Genomic DNA, 18,791 nt, shown 5'->3' on the forward strand with positions numbered 1-18,791 from the left:
GCGAACTCTATTTGGCAAGGAAGGTGAGGCCCAGGGTGCGCTCGACAATGGCCATGACCGCGACGGTCAGGACCATGAGCAGCACCGAAACCGAGGCCACGGTGGGATCGAAGAATTGCTCCATATGCGCCAGGAGTTGGATTGGCAGGGTGGACAGGCCCGGCCCGGTCAGGAAGATCGAGATCGAGACGTCGTTGATCACGGTGATGAAGGCCAGGATGAAGGCCGCGATCACGCCTGAGCGCACATTGGGCAACAGCACGGTGAAAAAGGTCTTGAGCGGCGGCGAGCCAAGGCTGATGGCGGCTTCTTCGATGGAGAAATCGAAGGAGGCCAGCGAGGCGGAGATCACCCGGATGACATAGGGCAGGATAAGGATCGTATGCCCGATGACCAGCGACAGATAGATCGGCGCGTTGAATTGGAAGGCAAGGTTTTTCAGCAGCGAAAAGCCCAGCACCAGTTCGGGCACCAGTACCGGCAATACGAACAGGGTCGAGAGCCAGGCCGGCAATTGTACCCGGTGGCGGTTGAGGGCATAGGCAGCCGGAATGCCGATCAACAGGGCCAGGAAAGTGGCGATGAACGCCACCTGCAGGCTGGTGAGGATGGTGCGCCGGAAGGCATCGATGGCAAAGATGTTTTCAAACCAGCGGAAGCTGATGCCCTGCGGCGGAAAGGTCAGATAGGTGGTGTCGCTGATGGCTGCGCCGAAGACGATGACCAGCGGCCCTACCAGAAACAGGAATACGAGGACGGTGAAGCCGATCAGGGCGGGATGGATCTTTGTCGGCATCAGACGGCCATTGGGTTGAGACGGCGGGCAATGCGGGTCATGACCAGCACGATGGCGATGGTGATGACAACCATGATGGCGGCGATGGTCGAGGCGCTCACCCAGTCGAAGGTCACCATGGCCTGCTGATACATCAGCGTACCCATCATCATGACCTGTTCACCGCCGAGCAATTGCGGGGTCGCGTAGGAAGTGAAGCTGCCGGTAAAGACCAGAACGGCGCCCACGATCAGTCCGGGGACTGCCAGCGGCAGGATGACCTGGGTGAAGGTCGCGGACGGTTTGGCGCCGAGCGAGGCCGAGGCCTGGATGAGGTCGTCGGGAATGGCTTCGAGCACGCCGACCAGCGTCAGGATCATCAGTGGCACGAACAGATAGACCATGGCCACGATCACCGCGCCCTGGGTGTAGAGCATGGCGAAGGGCTCGCTGATCAGCCCCAGATTGATCAGCGTAGAATTGAGGATGCCATTCTTGCCGAGGATGATCAGCCAGGCAAAGGAACGGACCACAACGCCGGTCAGCAGGGGGAAGACGGCGGCGATGATGAGGATGGACTTGAGCCAGCCGGGGGAGCGCGACACCACATAGGCAGTGATGAAACCGATCACCAGCGCAATCGCTGTGACGATCAGCGACACATTGATGGTGCGCAGCAGGACGGTGCGGCGGAAGCCGCTGGCAAAGAAGGCCTGATAGGGGGCCAGCGGCCCGCCTGGCGTCCCGAAAGTGGTGTAGATGGTGGCTGCCACCGGGGCGATGAGGCCCAAAAGGATCAGCAGCGTGGCTGGCGAGGCCAGCGTCCATCCGGAAAAACGTTTCATTCTGCCAGGCTTTTATTCGAGTGCAGATGGAATGCCGCGCGGATACGAACCCGCGCGGCAAAGGCGATTACATGCCGAAGATCTCGTTCCAGCGATCCACCCAACCGCCCTTGGCGGCATTGAGCTTGGCGTAGTCGAGACGCTGCAGGCCAGCAATCACGTCGGCGCCATAGGTCCAGAGCGCAGCCTGTTCCGGGGTCAGCTCGACAGCGGTGGATACCGGCGCATCAACGCCGTCTTCGGCCAGCTTTTGCTGAATTTCAGGCGATAGGATGAAGTTGATGAACTCATAGGCCAGCTCGGGTTCCGCTGCGCCCACCGGGATGTTCACCGTGTTGAGCGTGGCGATGGAGCCTTCCTTGAGATCGGCCCAGACGACGCTGGGAACCGCAGCCTTGATCTGGCCGAGCGTGAAGTCCTGCGCCACTGCGGCGGTGATTTCGCCGGTCGAGAACAGGTTAATCATCTCCGAGCCGGTATTGTAGTTCTTGACCACGTTGGACTTCAGCGCCTCGATGCCCGTAAAGGCAGCATCGGCGTCCTCGAAGGCATCGACGCCTTCATGGGTGCCGGCCTTGAGCACGACCATGGGGCCAGCCGTGGTGGTGATCCCCGGCAGCGACAGGGAGGCGGCGAGGTCTTCGCGCCACAGATCGTCCCAGGAGGTGATGGGTGCGCTGATCTTGTCCGCGTCATAGACGACGCCGACGCGACCGATGGAATAGGCCGGCCCATAGCCGCCCTGCGGGTCCTTGGCCAGATCGTAGAGGCCCTCCACATTCGGCAGCTTGGAGCGGTCGAGCTTCTGGAACAGGCCCAGATCGATCCCCTGCTGGGAGAAGCTGTCGGAGAAATAGGCGACGTCGACGCCGGCGCCGTTGCGGATCTGGATCTTGTTCAGGCGTTCGCCGTTATTGCCGGTCTCGAACACGATCTCGCAGCCACACTTCTCGCGGAAGGGGGCGAGAATGATCGATTCGAGCTTTTCTCCGTTGAAGCCCCACCAGGAGATGGTCAGCGTCTTGCCCTGCGCGAAGGCGGGGGTAGCGAAAGCCGTGGCAGCGGCCAGGCCGAGTGCCAGTGCGGTCTTAGCAAATGGTGTCATTTCGGGCATTCCCTTGAACCGCTGCTGGGTGCGCAACGGAATTGTTGTTGATGGTCTCCCTGACAGGGGAGCCTATTTTTCGGGCGATATGGGTGCAAGCTCATAATGCGGGCAATAGAAGGCTTTACCGCCTGAATCTGAAGGACAAGGTCGCTGCTGGCTCGACTCCGTTCGTTCAGGTTGCAGGTAAGGGCTCAACTGTAGCCGCGGCGGTCGGCCGGACGCGAACCGGAACGCCATCGATCCACACATTGGCTATATTGGCGCGCGTGGCGCCATAGATGATTTTTTGGAAGATATCCCCCGGGCTTTCACCGCCAAAGAGGCGGATGGCGCCGTCCTCGGCGCTGGTGTCCACTGCCATGGCATCGAAGTGGTAGCCGGGCGCCAGAACCCCGATCGGCAGGTCGAGCGCCACGCCGCCGCCTGCTGTTGCCAGGTGAAAGGCGGTGACCAGATCGATGGCCGAATTGGCCCGGCCACGCTCCGGCGCCGGACGGGCCGGGTCCACCCCATCTTCGAGCAGGCGCGAGGATTGCACGCTGGTAAGACATGCGCTGAACATCGAGGCCGAAGGTCCGCCGGAAATGTCGGTGCCCAGACCGACATGCACGCCTTTTTCCAACGCGTGCCGCAGCGGGAACACCGAATTGGCAAAGTAGATATTGGACAATGCGCAATGGGCCACGCCCGACCCTTGCGCCACCAGACGATCCATATCGGCGTCGGTCAGAAAATTCGAATGGGCTAGGATCGTCTTGCGCGTCAGGAGCCCGAAACCGTCGAGCGCCGCCGCATCGGTGATGCCGAACCGGTCCAGAACGTGATGATGCGCCCAGTCGCTTTCCGAGCAATGGGTCTGGACGTGGCAAACGCATTCCGCTGCCAGTGCACCAAGTCCTGCGAGCGCCGCGTCGGTGCAAGAGGGGATGAAGCGCGGCGTGATCACGGGCAGCACGCGTCCCGAGCGATTGCGTGGGTGATTGCGGATATGCGCGATGACGTCGCGCGTATCGGCGACGGCTTCTTCGGCTGACATGTCGCGATAATCGTCCGGGCAAGCGGCCGGGTCGTCCATCACCACCTTGCCGACCAAAGCGCGCTGGCCCTTATCGATGCAGATATCGGCGAGGAGTTTGCTGGCCTCGCGGTCCTGCGTCGCAAAATAGAGCGCTGTTGTCGTGCCATTGGCGATGAGGTCGTCGACCAAAACCTCGTAACGGCGGCGCGCAAAGTCGAGGTCGGCATATTTGGCTTCCAGCGGGAAGGTGTATTTGCCGAGCCAGACTTCGAGGGGTTCGTCGAGCGCCAATCCGAGCTGGGGATATTGCGGAGCGTGGACATGCAGGTCCACCAGCCCCGGCAAGCCGAATTGGTATGGCGGCAGGCGGTGCAGCCGGTCGGAAAGGCGGATCTCTTCGCGCATGCGATCCGGATGATCCGGGCTGAGCACGGCAGCGATGATGCCATCGTCCCCAACCACGATCAGCACATCGTCCAATACCTCCAACTGCCCCTGCTGCGGGGCATGAAAGAAGGAGCCGACAATGCCTTGGGAACCTTGGCGCATTACCAGACGACCTTATGGGTCTCGCCGGTCTGTACATTGACGAACCCATCGGGCGCCAACGGGGAAGGTGCCACCAGCACCCAGCGCCAGGGGGCGCAGGTCAGCGTGGCAAAAGCCAGCCGTTCGGGAAAACCAGGCCACCAGCGCGGCGAAAAAGTGGGCTCATACATCCACTCGATGGTTTCGCCCTGGCGGTAGAGCTCCGTCATTTCTGCGTCCAGTTCGGGCGCGGGGCGACAGGTCATCAGCCCGCCGACCTCGTAGCGCACGGTGGCCAGCACCTTGCCGTCGCGGACCAGCGCCCAGCCGCCCTGGATGTCGTTAAGCGTGTTGACGGCCAGCGCCATGGCCTCGTCCGACGAACCCACGACCCAGATATTGTGTTTGTCATGCCCCATGGAGCAGGCGAGGGCTGTGTCCGGCGTTTTCGGGCCCGTCCCCAGCCAGAACATTTTTGCGGTTTTGCCCTCGCCGGAAAAGCGGTCGACAATGGCGAATTTCGTGATGTTGCGGCTGGCATCGCGCTGAACCTCGCCATCCACCACAGCCAGGCTCGTCGTTATGAAGGTGTCGTCCCAGTGGAAAGGACGCAGTAGGGCGGCATTGGCCTCCTCTGCCGCACTCTGGGGCGCTGCAATGGCAAAGTCAGCGCCGGTGAGGCGACGGGCAATATTGACGGTTTTGGTTGCCCAGTCGGGCCAGGCGATCTGCGGCACCGGCGCGATGTATTCCCGACCGCCCGACGCCTGGCGCCCATCGGCCCAGACCTCGGCAATGCCAAGCCGCGCCTCGTCGTCCAGCAGCACCAGATCGGCATAACGGCCCGGCGCGATGGCCCCGACCCAAGGCGTCAACCGCATATGGCGCGCCGGATTGATGGTCACCATCTGCACCGCAATTTCGAGCGGCAAGCCTGCATCCATGGCCAGGCGTACATTATGGTCGGTGGCGCCGAGCTTGAGCGTGTCGGAGGCACTGCGATCATCGGTGCAGAGCGCAAAATTGGACCAGTCACCATGCCCGGCGGCAAGAAGCCCGGTGACGATGTCCTTGAGGGAATGCGGCCGCAATTCCATGAACAGCCCGCGCCGCAATTTGTCGGCCACCTCCTGACTGGTCCATGCCTCATGGTCCGAGGCCATGCCGGCGCCGGCAAAGGCGTTGATATCGTCTGTCGCGCGCATGCCCGCGGCATGCCCTTCCACCACGCCGCGGTTGGCAAAGGTCGCCTCGATCATGCCCCAGAGCCGCTCATGCGAGGGATTGTCGGGATTCCACACCGCCGGCCAGTCCATCACCTCGTCGAGACCGGCCACGGCGAGATGATCGCGCAGGAACCCGTCCTGTTCAGCAAACCCATAATGCCCGCCGCCCCATTCATAGGCGGTGGGCGGCACCGCGGAGCCGGGCAGGGGGAATATCTTGGCCAGCGAGCCTGCCCGCCGTGCCGTCATCCAGAATTCGAGATTGCGCGGCCCCTCGACATTGGAAAATTCGTGGCTGGCCTCGCAGGTCCAGGTGCAGCCGTGAGGGATCACCAGCGCCGCTTCCCATTCGGACGTCAGGTGGCTCGATTCGATATGCTTGTGCACTTCACCGAAGCCTGGCACGGCCGAAAGGTGTGAACGGTCGATCCGCTCACCCACTGTGCCGGGATAGGCGCCCGCCGGCCCCACCCAGGCGATGCGGCGGCCGGAAATGACGATCTCCTGATCCTCGTGCCAATTGCGCCCATAGGTGTCGAGCAGGCGACCGACGCGGATGGCGCGATCGGCCGGTTTCTTGCCGAGGGCCACAAGGGCCAGATGCTTTCGGATGGCGACTTCGTCGCTGGCGGAGATGATGAGATCGTCGGGTACCATGGTGGTGGTCCTATCCGATTCGGCCGCCGGCCCAGTCGGCCATTTGCGTCCAGAGTGGACCATATCCAGACCAATCCACAAAAGGCGGCGGTGCCCAATGGGGACCGCAATCGGAAGCAAACGCCACCGCGCGGCCCTGGCCGAACCGACCCGCCACCAGCAGCGGGTCGTCGCCCGCCATGGCAATGACATCGGCGCCAGGCTTGGCGCTCAGCCGATTGTAACCGAGCAGGGCCGGCCATTCGGAATCCAGCCCGGCGACGATGGGGTGGTCCTTGCTGATTTTTGGCACCACGCCCTGTGGGGCTTCCACCCGGTCATCGGCGCGCATCAGCGTCACCGGCAGCGCCTCCTCGGCGGGCGAGCCGGCATATTGCCCCTTGGCGTCGATGCCCTGGAAGGTGAGATAGCCACCCACCATGATGAAGCCTCCGCCCTTGGCCACATAGTCACGAATGGCGGCAAGCCGGTTGGGTAGCATCTTGGAACGGCTGAACGTGTCTGGATGCAACAGCAGCGTGTTGGCGCCGATATCCGAAAGGATCACGCAATCATAGGCGGCCAGCTCCTCGGGCGTGAACGGAAAGTCGCGCGCCGCGACATGGGCGGGCTGATAGGTCACGTCCCAGCCGCCGTCTTCAAGGGCCGCCCGCAGCCAGCGCACCCCTTCGGCATATTCTGTGGTCGTAAAGCTGTCGAAACCCTTCTGGTGAATGGAATGTACCGTCCAGGATTCGCCGGCGATGAGAATGCGTTTGGTCATGGATTATCCTTGGGGGAGCAAAACGCCGAGGAGCGGCGTGAGATGAGATGGGCCAGACGGTCCTGACTGCCATGCATTACCAGACCACCTTGTGTGTCTCTCCGGTCTGCACGTTGACGAAGCCGTTCGGCGCCCGTTCGGAGGGGGCCACCAGCACCCAGCGCCAGGGCGAACAGGTGAGGGTGGCAAAGATCAGGAATTCGGGGAAGCCGGGCTTCCAGCGGTTCATCGCAGCGGGCTGGTACATCCAGGTGACCTCGGCGGCTCTGGCCAGGAATGCCTGGGCCTCAGCGTCAAGCGCTTCAGCCCTTCGCGCCGTCATCAGGCCCGCGACCTCGAGATGGATATGGGCGACGACCTCGCCATGATGTACGAGCACCCAGCCGCCGTTCATCTCCTGGAGCCGGTTGACCGCCTTGGCCATGGCCGCGTCGGACGAGCCAATACACCAGACATTGTGACTGTCATGGGCAACCGAGCAGGCGAGCGCGGTGTCCGGATCTGCTGGTCCGCAGCCGGTCCAGAACATGGCCGAAACCGCGCCATCGCCGCGATAGCGGTCCACCAGCGACCATTTGGTGATCATCTGCGCCGGATCGCGCTGAACGAGGCCATCGACCACCGGCAATTGCAGGGTGAGAAAATCCTCGTTCCAGTGGAAGGGGCGCAGCACGGCGGCGTTCATCGTTTCCCGCCCGGGCTCGGCCCTGATGGCGAAGTCGTCGGCGCTGAGTACGCGGCCTATATTCATGGTGCGAGTGGCCCAGTCGGGCCAGTCTATTGCTGGGATTGGCGCGGTGAAGGCCTTGCCTTTGGAGACTAGCCGGCCATCGGCATAGACATGGGCAATGGAGATGCTCGCGACATCGTCCAATAGCACGATATCGGCATAGCGGCCCGGGGTGATCGAGCCGACCCATTGGTCGATCCGCATATGGCGCGCTGGATTGATGGTGGCGCATTGGATGGCGATCTCGGGCGATAGGCCATGATGGATGGCATGGCGCACATTATGGTCGGTGGCGCCGTCGCGCAGCGTATCGCTGGCGCTGCGGTCGTCGGTCGTAAAGGCGATATTGGACCAGTCCTTGAGACCGCGGGCGATGAGCCCGGGAATGATCGCATCGTAGGAAAAGGGGCGCAGTTCGGTGAACAGGCCACGCATCAGCCGGTCCCAGGCTTCGTCCAGCGCCCACACTTCATGGTCCGAGCTCAGACCTGCCGCCGCAAAGGCGGAGATATCGTGCGGGTCGACCAGCCCCGAGCCATGCCCTTCGACCACGCCGCGCATTTCAAAAGTGGCCCGGATCATGCCCCACATTCTGGCGTAACCGGGATTGTCCGGATCCCAGACCGATGGCCAGTCCATGACTTCGTCGAGCCCGGTCACCGACAAATCGTCGCGCAGAAATTGCTTCTGCTCGTCATAGCCGTAATAGCCGCCGCTCTCCTCCCAGGCGCTTGGCGGCACCGCCGATCCGGGCTGAATGAAGATCTTGAGAGGTGAACCGGCCAAGCGCGCCTTTTGCCAGAATTCGGTGTTTCGGGTGCCGTCCACATTGGCGAATTCGTGGCTGGCCTCGCAGGTCCAGGTATTGCCGCGCGGCAGAACCAGCGCCGCCTCATACTCCGGGGTCAAATGGGTGGATTCGATATGCTTGTGCACTTCGCCGAAGCCCGGCACTGCCGAAAGTTGCGGATAGCTGACCCGTTTTGCCACCGTGCCGCGATAGGAGCCCAGCGGCCCCACATAGGCGATGCGGCGGCCGGAAATGACGATCTCCTGGTTTTCCATCCAGTGATTGGCATGAACCGCGAGCAAGCGTCCCACTTCGATCGCGAGATCGGCCGGCTCGCGGCCCATGGCCACCAGCAGCAAGCGCTGACGGATGGCGACTTCGTCATGGGCGGAGATGATGAGGTCGTCCTCTATCATGGTCACAGAATGTCCTTTGTGGCTGGGTGTGCCACCGATTGGCGGGAGATGAGCTGGACGGGCAGGCGCGTTTCAGCGGGAGCCTCGCCACCCTCGAGCAAAGCCAGCAGGTGCCGAACGGCCAGCCGGCCCATGTCGCCCAAGGGCTGACGTACGGTTGTCAGGGGCGGATCGACCAGTTCGGCAAAGGCCATGTCGTCGAAGCCGACCAGGCTGAGATCGCGCGGAATGATGAGATCGCGCGCTCTTACCGCCTTCATCACCCCAACGGCGATATAGTCGGAGCAGGCAAGAATGGCGCTGGGCCGTGCCGGGCCATCGAGCAGCACAGAAGCTGCGGCCTGGCCATAGGCGCTGGTATAGTCGCCCAGCATGACCCAGCCAGGCGGCACGGGCAGCCCCGCTTCCGCCATTGCGCGTGAAAAGCCCTCGAGCCGCTCACCCACGCTCATCAACCGGTTGGGACCGCCGATCAGGGCGATGTCGCGATGTCCATTTTCGATCAGGTGCCGCGTGGCGCGATAGGCTCCCTCGGCGTTTTCGACGAAAACACGCGGCAGGTTTGCCCCGGCAATGTCCTCGTCGAGCAGGACCACATTGTCGCGGTTCTCCAAGAGGGATGCCAAGGTGCCGTCATCGACGCGGTTGGTCATCATGATCAAGCCGTCGACATGGCCGTCGGCCATGCGGCGGATCGCGTCGGCCTCATTGCCCGCCCCGCTGCTGGTGGAGGAAATATAGACGGCGTAGCCCCGCTCATGCGCCTCCCGCTCCACGGCGGCGGCAAGTTCGGCAAAGAACGGATTCGCGATATCGGGTGTAACGAGGCTGATGGCTTCCGCCTTGCCGGTGGAGAGCCGCCGCGCCATCAGATTGGGGCGGTAGTCGAGCTTGGCGATGGCCGCGTCGATCCGGTCCTTAGTGGCCTGCGGCAGCTCAATCCTGTTGTTGAGATAGCGCGATACCGCGGCTGGCGAGACACCCGCCTCGGCGGCGACGTCACTGAGATTGGCCACGGGCGCCTCCCGTTATGGAGTGTCGCTTGCACCATGCCGCGATGATTATGAGGCTTTCCGCGACAATGCCTCTGAGCAGCGCCTCACCCTTTGCGGCGGTGGCGGGGCGCGGGTCGCCGAAGACGCCGGAGGGGTTGAAGTCGCGCAATTGCATCGGCTCGGTGCCGAACCCCACCGGAAATTGCGGGTAGGAGGGCTCTGCCCGTGCCATGTCGACCCCTTCGGGTGAGACGGCAAGCATGATCGCCGTTTCCACCTCGTCGGCATGATAGAAATGCGGTGCTGCCGGTTCACTGTCGCAGATATCGCCGGCAAGCCGTTCGAGCCCGGGATAATCGAGGTGGCACACCGGCAGTCCTGAGACTGCAAGCGTGCGGGCCGCCAGCACCATTGGCTCCCGATTACCGAAATGTCCATTGACCAGCACCAGGCCCAGTATGCCGGTGCGTTTGAGGTCGTGCCCGATATCTTCGATCAATGCCTGCAAGGTCCGCGGTGAGATCGAGATGGTCCCGGGATAGGAACTGGCGGTGAACGCGTCGCCATAAGCGATGGGCGGCAGCAGTAGCGCCCCGAGTGCCTCGGCCAACCGCCGCGCCGTGCCGTGGGCCATGTCGGTGTCGGTCGTCACAGGCAGATGGGCGCCATGCTGTTCACAGGCGCCCAGCGCCAGAACGGCCAGCGTCCCGCGTTTCACCTGTGCGGCAATATCTGGCCAAGAGGTGCGGGACAGGTCCATGGCGCTCATGGCGTCCATCCCAATGTCGTCAGCTCTGCCTGTGGCGCGATGGCCGCAAGCAATTCGGCGCTCGAACGGCCGTAATCGACCGGGCCCTTGCGGACCGTGCCCAGCATCGCGCCCTTGATCTGGGCATAGGCATAACCGTGGGCGATGAGGTCCACCAAGGCGGCCTGAAGCGGCGAGATCGTGGGGTTGAAGGCCACGCTTTCGATGGCTGCGCCCGTCACTGCTGCGCCATCCTCAAGCATCAGCACCATGGCGCCGGGGCATTTGCTATAGGGGCTGTGGCTCCGGCGCCCCGCTTCCAGCAAAAGATCGGCCGCGGGATGGTCTGTGCTGGTGTCGAAGGCCAGGTCGGGCCACAAAACCCGCCCCGGCACCGCACCGCGCTCACCCAGATAGGCCGGGTCGAACGGCCAGGGATAAAGCTGCGCCAGGGTCAGCGTATGGCCCAGCGGATCGATCAGTTCCAGCGCGTCACTCTGGGCATATTCTGCCAGACATTGCCGGCAATGGGCGCAGGGATGCGCCTCACCGATGGCGATCACCGTAATATTCTGGCCCCTGTTCATGGCCCGGGTAAAAACGAATCCCTCCCCATGCAGCGTGTTGCCGAGATGGGTCCCGGGAAATTCCACATTGCCGCCCAGAATGAGATTGCCCGTCTCGCTCTCGAGACCGACCGCCCCCACATGAAAATCGGAAATCAGCGGCCGGGCGAAAGCCTGTGCCGTATCGAGCAAGAGCAGCATAAGATCGCGGGTCGAAGCCAGATCGAAGCGATCAATCAACGCCCTTGCGTCTGCCGCCTGCAGCACGCCGCCATGCTTGTCCACGAGGCGCGAGCGACCCTCGGTCAACATCTCCTCGGCAGCCTGGCGCACAGCAGACGCGCGCTCCATGCCAAGGCTGGCCAGCCGTTGCGGAACAGCGGAATCGGCGATGAAAGGATTGGAGCTCATCGGCTTTCTGCTGTCTTTGTGGGCAGAAATTCATGGAGGCCACTATATGTGCAGTCACCAGCTGATTGCATTTGACAAGCTCCGCAAAAGTGGCGTTAGATCGCCATGTAAAGCGCTTTACTAGCGATAGGTCAAATGAGTTCTGCACTTCTTCGCGATGCCATCGTCCTGACGGTGGATGCCGAAAACACCATGTTCGCGCCGGGTTGGGTCGCCATGTCTGAAGGGCGGATTGCGGGCGTCGGCCCGATGGATACCTGCCCGGATCGCAGCGACTATGACGAAGTCTTTTCGCTTCCTGGCCATGTCGTCATGCCGGGTCTGGTCAATGCCCATACCCATTCGGCCATGGTGCTTTTTCGCGGTCGCTCGGAAGGCCAGAGCCTTCTGACTATGGAAGGCTGGTACAACTCGATCCGCGAGCCGGAGCTGTCGCTTATTGCCTCCGATATCGGCCCGGCCGTGGCGCTTTCCTGCGCCGAAATGGCGCTGTCGGGCACAACGACCTTCTGCGACCAATATTTCTTCGCCGAGGAAGTTGCAGAGGCGGTGAAGGCGGCCGGCATTCGTGCCGTCATTGCCTATGGCATCGTCCAACTCCGCGACAAGGCGCGCGGCGAGGAAGAACTGGCTCTCGCCACCAACTTCCTTCGTCAGCAGCGTTCAGCCGATGGCCGAGTGGTCCCCTGGTTCGGCCCGCACGCGCCCTATGTTGACAATTCTGAGGACCTGCTTCTGGCCGAGGTTGCTGTCGCCAATGAATTCGGCGTCGGCCTTCACCTGCACATGGCCTGCGGCCCGGAAGACAATGAGGAAACCCAGCGCCGCTACGGCACGACCGCTGCCGTTGCGCTCGAAAAGCTGGGCTTCTTCAATGGCCGCATTCACGCCGCGCACTGCCTCGACCTCAGTCCCGAAGATATCGCTGTTTTCGCCCGCGCCCCGCACGCCTCCATTTCCCACAACGCGACTGCCGGCCTCCGCTCGGGCCGCGAAGGCATCTGCCCTGTCGTCGATCTGAAGGCAGCCGGTGTCACCGTTGCGCTAGGCACCGACAATGTCGCCGCCAATAATGGCTATGACATGATCAATGAAATGCGCGTCGCCGGTCTCGTCGCGTCGCACCGCGAGGGCAGGGCGCAGCCCATTTCCAGCGCCGAACTGGTCCGCATGGCCACCATCGAAGGCGCCAGGGCGCTGGGCCTTGAGAACGAAATCGGCTCGCTCGAAAAGGGCAAGGCGGCCGACATCATTGCCATCGACATTTCCGGTCCCGGCTATTCGGAAACACCAGATGTGGAAACGCTGCTTGTCTATTCAGGCAGCGGCCGCGATGTGCGACATGTCTGGGTGGCGGGCGAACATCTTGTGGCTGACCGCAGTCTCACCCGTCGCGCCTTCAGCGACATCAGGCGGGAATATTCGGCCACCTACACCGATTTCTGGGCGCGGGTTGAAGCCGCGCGAAAGGCAGCATGACTATGACACGTAAGCTTATTCTCGACAGTGACGGCGGCGTCGATGATGCCCAGGCACTTCTCATGCTGATCGCCGCCGGCCGCACGCCTGATGCCATTACTACGGTCTTCGGCAATGTCGGTCTTGATGCGGCCACCCGCAATCTGCTGACCGTTCTCGCCGTCGGCGGCCGGCCCGATGTGCCGGTGCACAAGGGTGCTGCACGTCCGCTCAATCAGCCTGTCATCGACGCCAAATATATTCACGGCGAGGATGGCCTGGGCGGCGCGCCGCGTCCCGAAACTATTCCGCAGACGGCGAGCGATAATGCGGTCGCCTTTCTCATCGACACCTTTCTTGCCGCCGCCTCGGCCGGCGAAAAGGTCGATATCCTGATGATCGGCCCCTTCACCAATCTGGCGCTGGCTTTGCGTCTCGAACCGGCCATCGTCGCGGGCATCGGCCAGCTCACTATCATGGGCGGCACGATCTATGGGCGCGGCAATACCACGCCTGCCGCCGAGTTCAACGTTTATGCCGATCCGGAGGCGGCGCAGATCGTCTTCACCGCCCCGCTCGACATCGTCATTGCCCCGTGGGAGCCCTGCGTTACCCACAATATGACCGGAGCCGAGGTCGATACCCTGTTCGCCGATGTGTCCGACGGGCTGGAGAAGGATTTCTCGCTGGCGCTCGCCGCCCATGCGCGCCAGACCATTGCCGGTTATGGCGGGGGCGACAATTTCCGCTTCGTCGATCCGCTCGCCGCTGCAGCGGTCATTGCCCCCGACATCGTCACCAAATCCACCCGAGCCTCGGTCGATGTGGCCCTGGCGCCCGGCATCACCCGCGGCATGACGGTGGTTGATCCTTCAGGCCGCCTCGGAACACCGATGGTGACCTTGATCGAGGAAGCCCGGCTCGACCAGCTCGTCGCGCTCTACCGGGCATCCATCGCCTTCCGCCCCGCCGCCACACAATGACAAAGCCAACAGGAGCTCCGTCAATGACCTCGTTTAAACTTACGCGCCGTGCCTTTACGGGCCTCGCCGTCGCCGGGCTCATGGCCTCGGTCTCGGCCGGCGCTGTCTTCGCGCAGGAATATACCAAGGAAAATCCGCTCAAGGTGGCGCTCGTCGTTCACGGCAATCTGGGCGACAAGAGCTTTTTCGACAGCGCCGCGGCCGGTCTTGCCAAGGCCGAAGCCGAGCTGCCGGTCGATGTCACCATTATCGAGGCAGGCCTGGATCGTGGCCGCTGGGAGCCGGCTTTGGCCGACGCCACCGATCAGGGTTATGACGTCGTCATCGGCGGCACTTGGGAAATGAACGGCTTCATGCAGGCCCTGGCGCCGGAATATCCCGAGACCAAGTTCATCATTTTCGATGACGCTCCCGATTTCACCGGCGGCGCATTCCCCAATATTCTGGCCATCAACTACCGCGTCTCCACCGCAGGCTATCTCGCCGGTTACGCGGCGGCCAAGATCAGCAAGACCGGCAAGCTCGGTGAAATCCTCGGTGTCGAAGGCACCACCGTGGTGGAATTCGCTCTCGGCTTCGAACAGGGCGCCAAGGCGGCCAATCCCGATGTTCAGGTGACCCGTGCGGTGGCCGGCAGCTTCACCGATCCCGCAAAGGGCAAGGAGCTGGCGCTGGCCCAGTTCGCCCAGGGTGTCGACATCGTCTTCCCCATTGCTGGCGGCACCGGCATCGGCGCGCTGCAGGCAGCACGCGACGAGGGCAAGCTTGCCGTGGGCGTCGACAGCGACCAGGCCGAAATCTTTGCCCCCACCGATCCGGCCCAGGCCGACGTGATCTTCACCTCGGTGGAAAAGAAGGTCGGTGAATCGCTTTATACCGCGTTGGTCCAGACCCTCGATGGCACCGCGCCCTATGGCACCAATCTCATCCTCGGCCTCGCCGACGGTGCAGTGGGCATTGCCAAGAACAGCTATTACGAAAAGCTGGTCCCCGCCGATGTTCGCGCCGAAGTGGACGAACAGGAAGCCAAGATCATTTCCGGCGAGATCGTTGTCGATACCGGCATGAAGTAATGCCTTTGCGGCTCCCGCCTTTTCGGCGGGGGCCGCTTTGTTTCCACGAGGACGACCATGGCAGCGCTGCTCGAAGCCATTTCCATCGGCAAGACCTATCCAGGCGGCACGGTCGCCAATGACGGGGTCAATCTCACCATCAATGCCGGCGAGGTGCATGCCTTGGTGGGTGAAAATGGCGCGGGCAAGTCCACGCTCATGAAGATTCTTTTCGGCATCGAGCAGCCCGACAAGGGCGAGTTGCGGCTCGACGGCAAGCCGGTCTCATTCGCCAATCCGCGCGAGGCCATCGACAACGGCATTGGCATGGTGTTCCAGCATTTCTCGCTTGTGCCCTCCTTCACCGTCTATGAAAACGTCGTGCTTGGTTCCGAGCCGCGCGATGGCATAAGGTTCGACCGCGAACAGGCGATCGAAAAGGTGCGCGCGCTCTCGGAAAAGTTCCGCCTCTTCGTCGATCCCCTTCCGCCTGTCGGCCAACTCCCTGTCGGCCAGCAGCAACGGGTGGAAATCCTCAAGGCGCTCTACCGGGACGCGCGCATCCTTATCCTCGATGAACCCACCGCCGTTCTGGCGCCGCAGGAGGTGGAGGAACTGTTCGTCGCCGTCCGTGCCTTGGTGGCGCAGGGCCGCACCGTCATTTTCATCGCCCACAAGCTGCCCGAAGTGCTCGAGATTTCGGACCGCATCACCGTCATGCGGGGCGGCAAGAGCGTGGGGCAGGTGGAAACCCGCTCGGTCACCGAAGAAAGCCTTGCCACCATGATGGTGGGGCGCGAAGTCACGCTACGCGTCGACCGCGCCAAGGGCAGGGCGGATCTCAGCTGCGAGATCAAGGCGCTCAAGATCGTCAACGACGCCGGCGCAACGATTGCCCATGACCTCAACCTTAAGGTCTATGCCGGAGAAATTCTCGGCCTGGTCGGCGTCGAGGGCAATGGGCAGGCCGAATTGCTCGAAGCCGTCGCCGGATTGCGCGAGATCTCCGATGGCGTGGTCTATCTCAATGGCACGAGCTTGACATCACTGGGCGTGCTGGAACGGCGCGCCCTTGGGCTGGCCAGCATCCCCGAGGACCGGTTGGTGCGCGGGCTGGCAAGTGGCTCGTCCATTGCCGAAAATCTCGTCGCCACGCGGCTGGGCGACAAGCGCTTCGTGCGCCGTGGACTGCTCGATCTCAAGGCCATCAAGGCCAATGCCCTGGCACTCATCGAGCGCTTTTCCATTCGCGCCGGCGGTCCCGGCTCTGCCGTGGGCACGCTCTCGGGCGGCAATATGCAGAAGGTGGTGGTGGCGCGCGAACTGGCCGAGCAACCAAAGCTGCTCTTGGTCAACCAGCCGACGCGAGGCGTCGATCTGGGGGCCACTCAATTCATCTGGAAATCGCTTACCCAGGCCCGTGATGGCGGCGCGGCGGTTCTGCTGAGCTCGGCGGACCTGTCTGAACTGCTCGCCTTGTCGGACAGGCTGGTGGTGTTCTATCGGGGCAAGATCGTCGCCGCCTTTCACAACAGCGATACGCTTACTCCCGAAACGCTGGGCACTTACATGCTCGGCCTCGATCGCCAGGAACCTGAAACCATGTGGGCGGCGCTGCAATGAGCATGATGTCATCACGACGCTGGCAGGCCATCGGGCGCGAAACCGGCCGCGCGCTCACCGCTCTGGTCATTGCCCTTGGCGTAGCGCTTGTTGTCATTCTGGCCACCTCGAGCGATCCAGCCGCCGCCTTCAACACGCTGCTCACTGCGCCGCTTTCGTCCAACCGCACCATCGGCAACTGGATTGACGATGTCGCCAAGCTGACGCTGACCGGCCTGGCCTTCAGCCTCGTCTTCCAGGCGCGGCAGTTTTCCATGGGCGTGCAGGGCCAGGTCTATATGGGTGGGCTGTTTGCCGCGCTCGTTGCCATGTCCCCCATCGGCACGACGGGGTTAGCCATTCCACTTGCAATGCTCGCCGCCATGGCCGCAGGCGCCGTCTATGGTTTCATTCCGGGCTATGCCAAGGCCCGGTTCGGCGCCAGCGAGATCGTCTCCTCGCTCATGCTCAATTACATCGCTATCCTGGTGGTCAATTACCTCATCCGCGCTCACCTCGCGCCGGCTGGCACCGGGCAATTGATGACCGCCAAATTCCCCGACACCGCGATCTTCCCCGCCATCCTGCCCGGTACCCGCTTCGATCTGGGTATCGTCATCGCGCTTGTGGCGACCTTCGTGGTCTGGTTCCTGCTCTACCGCACCAATTGGGGCCTGAAGCTGCGCCTCGTCGGCGACAATCCAAAATTCGCCGAATATGCCGGCATTCGGTCCAGCTTCATCATGGTCTCTGCCATGAGCGTGGCCGGCGCCTTCGGAGGTCTGCTCGGCGCTGTCTTCGTGCAAGGGCGCGCCTTTGGTAATCTGGCGCAGAATTTCGACGGCAATCTTGCCTTCGAGGGTATCCTCATCGCCATTGTCGCCCGCAGCCGGCCGCTCGCCGTGCCCTTCGTGGCGCTGGGCTATGGCTATCTGCGCCAGGGCGCGCAACTCATGGGTCTGCGCACCGATGTGCCCAGCGAAATGATCTCGGTGGTTCAGGCCATCATAATTCTTCTCGTTGCTTCCTCCTTCAGCCTGCCCGGAAGGAAAGTGCTGGCTCGCCTCTTTGGACGACCCTCACCTGCAGCCGCTACAGCGGAGATTGCCAAATGATCGACCTGCTGATCACGATCTTTTCGGCCACCTTCTTCGTCACGGTGGTCCGCACCACGACGCCCCTGTTGTTCGCCACTTTGGGCGGGCTCATCGCCGATCTCTCCGGCGCACTCAACGTGGCGCTCGAAGGCATGATGCTGATCGCCGCACTCACCGCCGTGATCGTCTCGGTCTATGCGCCTTGGTATGTCGCGGTCCTCTCCGGGATCGCTGCCGGCGGCATGCTCGGCGCGCTGATGGCGCTGTTCCACCTGCGATTGAAGGCCGACATCATCCTGGTCGGCTTTGCCGTCAACATTCTCGCCACCGGGGGCACTGTCTTCGCCCTGTCCCGGGCGACGGGCGGCGACAAGGGCACCTCGATCAATTTGCAGTCCAAGGCCGTGCCGGCGGTCAATCTCGGTTTCCTCGATGCAATTCCGGTCGTTGGTCCTACGCTTAGGAGCCTGTTGTCGGGCCATTCCATCCTGTCCTGGCTGGGCGTCCTAATGGTTTTTGCGGTGTGGTATTTCCTCTACCGGACCCCGTGGGGGCTGTGGCTCCGGGGCGTTGGCGAATATCCGGCAGCGCCGGCTGCAGCTGGCATTCCTGTAGGCAAGGTCCGGGCCTGGAGTCTGGTCGCCTCGGGCGCGCTTGCCGGCATTGGCGGCGCCCAACTCGCCATGTTCAACTATATCGGCTTTACCCGCGACATGACGGCGGGCCGTGGTTTCATCGCGCTGGGCGCAGTGCTGCTCGGCGCACGCCATCCGGTCGGGGCCATGCTCGCTGCGCTCTTGTTCGGCGTCTTCGAGGCCCTGGCGGTGGTCATGCCCAATCTTTTCAACTGGATTCCGGGGGAGATGATCCAGACCATTCCCTTCGTCGTCACGGTCCTGGCATTGATCCTGTTCAGCTACCGCGCCCAGCGCGCTCGCCAGCTGCGTGCCGCCATCAAGGCCTGAAGAAAAGTCCTCTCCCGGGTCCATCGCCCCCTTGGCGCCGCCGCCAAGGGCGATGGAG

16 protein-coding genes are annotated in these 18,791 nt (G+C 62.8%); 6 read left to right on the top strand and 10 right to left on the bottom strand.

Features of this window, described 5'->3' with window-relative positions; genetic code table 11:
* Positions 1 to 7: 7 nt before the first annotated feature.
* The 10 genes from BGO80_RS11915 to BGO80_RS11960 form a co-directional block, all read right to left on the bottom strand.
* Positions 8 to 799, bottom strand: coding sequence for an ABC transporter permease (locus BGO80_RS11915; protein WP_286723012.1), 792 nt, complete (start codon positions 797 to 799; stop codon positions 8 to 10).
* Complete coding sequence (locus BGO80_RS11920) at positions 796 to 1,620, bottom strand: ABC transporter permease (RefSeq protein ID WP_126148839.1); 825 nt, start codon at positions 1,618 to 1,620, stop codon at positions 796 to 798. Before BGO80_RS11920 ends, BGO80_RS11915 begins: the two co-directional genes overlap by 4 nt.
* Positions 1,621 to 1,687: 67 nt before the next feature.
* A complete protein-coding gene (locus BGO80_RS11925; RefSeq protein ID WP_286721642.1) occupies positions 1,688 to 2,725 on the bottom strand; it encodes an ABC transporter substrate-binding protein in 1,038 nt (345 codons plus the stop codon).
* 175 nt (positions 2,726 to 2,900) lie between these two features.
* Complete coding sequence (gene guaD, locus BGO80_RS11930) at positions 2,901 to 4,295, bottom strand: guanine deaminase (RefSeq protein WP_286721643.1); 1,395 nt, start codon at positions 4,293 to 4,295, stop codon at positions 2,901 to 2,903.
* Positions 4,295 to 6,157, bottom strand: a complete 1,863-nt coding sequence (locus BGO80_RS11935) for an adenine deaminase (RefSeq protein ID WP_286721644.1) — start codon at positions 6,155 to 6,157, stop codon at positions 4,295 to 4,297. The genes guaD and BGO80_RS11935 overlap by 1 nt, the downstream gene beginning before the upstream one ends.
* 10 nt (positions 6,158 to 6,167) lie before the next feature.
* Positions 6,168 to 6,920: a glutamine amidotransferase gene (locus tag BGO80_RS11940; protein ID WP_286721645.1), complete on the bottom strand. Its 753-nt coding sequence runs from the start codon at positions 6,918 to 6,920 to the stop codon at positions 6,168 to 6,170.
* Positions 6,921 to 6,996: 76 nt separating this feature from the next.
* Positions 6,997 to 8,856 carry an adenine deaminase gene (locus tag BGO80_RS11945; RefSeq protein WP_286723014.1) on the bottom strand — a complete coding sequence of 620 codons (1,860 nt, stop codon included), beginning with the start codon at positions 8,854 to 8,856 and terminating at the stop codon, positions 6,997 to 6,999.
* 2 nt (positions 8,857 to 8,858) lie between these two features.
* A complete protein-coding gene (locus BGO80_RS11950) occupies positions 8,859 to 9,872 on the bottom strand; it encodes a LacI family DNA-binding transcriptional regulator (RefSeq protein ID WP_286721646.1) in 1,014 nt (337 codons plus the stop codon).
* Entirely contained in the window at positions 9,856 to 10,620 is a 765-nt protein-coding gene (locus BGO80_RS11955) for a creatininase family protein (protein WP_286721647.1), read from the bottom strand. Before BGO80_RS11955 ends, BGO80_RS11950 begins: the two co-directional genes overlap by 17 nt.
* Complete coding sequence (locus BGO80_RS11960) at positions 10,617 to 11,576, bottom strand: hypothetical protein (protein ID WP_286721648.1); 960 nt, start codon at positions 11,574 to 11,576, stop codon at positions 10,617 to 10,619. The genes BGO80_RS11955 and BGO80_RS11960 overlap by 4 nt, the downstream gene beginning before the upstream one ends.
* A 135-nt stretch (positions 11,577 to 11,711) precedes the next feature.
* Between BGO80_RS11960 and BGO80_RS11965 the strand changes: the two genes are divergently transcribed.
* The 6 genes from BGO80_RS11965 to BGO80_RS11990 are packed head-to-tail and all read left to right on the top strand — an operon-like array spanning position 11,712 to position 18,733.
* Entirely contained in the window at positions 11,712 to 13,055 is a 1,344-nt protein-coding gene (locus BGO80_RS11965; protein WP_286721649.1) for an amidohydrolase family protein, read from the top strand.
* On the top strand, positions 13,052 to 14,017 hold the full coding sequence (locus BGO80_RS11970) for a nucleoside hydrolase (protein WP_286721650.1): 966 nt from the start codon (positions 13,052 to 13,054) through the stop codon (positions 14,015 to 14,017). The genes BGO80_RS11965 and BGO80_RS11970 overlap by 4 nt, the downstream gene beginning before the upstream one ends.
* 23 nt (positions 14,018 to 14,040) lie before the next feature.
* Complete coding sequence (locus BGO80_RS11975; RefSeq protein WP_126148848.1) at positions 14,041 to 15,090, top strand: BMP family lipoprotein; 1,050 nt, start codon at positions 14,041 to 14,043, stop codon at positions 15,088 to 15,090.
* A gap of 57 nt (positions 15,091 to 15,147) precedes the next feature.
* A complete protein-coding gene (locus BGO80_RS11980) occupies positions 15,148 to 16,692 on the top strand; it encodes an ABC transporter ATP-binding protein (RefSeq protein ID WP_286721651.1) in 1,545 nt (514 codons plus the stop codon).
* Positions 16,689 to 17,786: an ABC transporter permease gene (locus BGO80_RS11985; protein WP_286721652.1), complete on the top strand. Its 1,098-nt coding sequence runs from the start codon at positions 16,689 to 16,691 to the stop codon at positions 17,784 to 17,786. The genes BGO80_RS11980 and BGO80_RS11985 overlap by 4 nt, the downstream gene beginning before the upstream one ends.
* Positions 17,783 to 18,733: an ABC transporter permease gene (locus BGO80_RS11990; protein ID WP_126148850.1), complete on the top strand. Its 951-nt coding sequence runs from the start codon at positions 17,783 to 17,785 to the stop codon at positions 18,731 to 18,733. The genes BGO80_RS11985 and BGO80_RS11990 overlap by 4 nt, the downstream gene beginning before the upstream one ends.
* The last annotated feature ends 58 nt before the right edge of the window (positions 18,734 to 18,791 follow it).

It is taken from the genome of Devosia sp. 63-57 (genome assembly GCF_001899045.1).
Lineage (GTDB): Bacteria > Pseudomonadota > Alphaproteobacteria > Rhizobiales > Devosiaceae > Devosia > Devosia equisanguinis.

Coding starts and splice junctions, on each gene's coding strand:
- BGO80_RS11945 (WP_286723014.1), bottom strand. CDS start 8,856: ATGATAGAGGACGACCTCATCATCTCCGCCCATGACGAAGTCGCCATC.
- BGO80_RS11940 (WP_286721645.1), bottom strand. CDS start 6,920: ATGACCAAACGCATTCTCATCGCCGGCGAATCCTGGACGGTACATTCC.
- BGO80_RS11960 (WP_286721648.1), bottom strand. CDS start 11,576: ATGAGCTCCAATCCTTTCATCGCCGATTCCGCTGTTCCGCAACGGCTG.
- BGO80_RS11970 (WP_286721650.1), top strand. CDS start 13,052: ATGACTATGACACGTAAGCTTATTCTCGACAGTGACGGCGGCGTCGAT.
- BGO80_RS11955 (WP_286721647.1), bottom strand. CDS start 10,620: ATGAGCGCCATGGACCTGTCCCGCACCTCTTGGCCAGATATTGCCGCA.
- BGO80_RS11975 (WP_126148848.1), top strand. CDS start 14,041: ATGACCTCGTTTAAACTTACGCGCCGTGCCTTTACGGGCCTCGCCGTC.
- BGO80_RS11990 (WP_126148850.1), top strand. CDS start 17,783: ATGATCGACCTGCTGATCACGATCTTTTCGGCCACCTTCTTCGTCACG.
- BGO80_RS11920 (WP_126148839.1), bottom strand. CDS start 1,620: ATGAAACGTTTTTCCGGATGGACGCTGGCCTCGCCAGCCACGCTGCTG.
- BGO80_RS11980 (WP_286721651.1), top strand. CDS start 15,148: ATGGCAGCGCTGCTCGAAGCCATTTCCATCGGCAAGACCTATCCAGGC.
- BGO80_RS11925 (WP_286721642.1), bottom strand. CDS start 2,725: ATGACACCATTTGCTAAGACCGCACTGGCACTCGGCCTGGCCGCTGCC.
- BGO80_RS11965 (WP_286721649.1), top strand. CDS start 11,712: ATGAGTTCTGCACTTCTTCGCGATGCCATCGTCCTGACGGTGGATGCC.
- BGO80_RS11935 (WP_286721644.1), bottom strand. CDS start 6,157: ATGGTACCCGACGATCTCATCATCTCCGCCAGCGACGAAGTCGCCATC.
- BGO80_RS11985 (WP_286721652.1), top strand. CDS start 16,689: ATGAGCATGATGTCATCACGACGCTGGCAGGCCATCGGGCGCGAAACC.
- guaD (WP_286721643.1), bottom strand. CDS start 4,295: ATGCGCCAAGGTTCCCAAGGCATTGTCGGCTCCTTCTTTCATGCCCCG.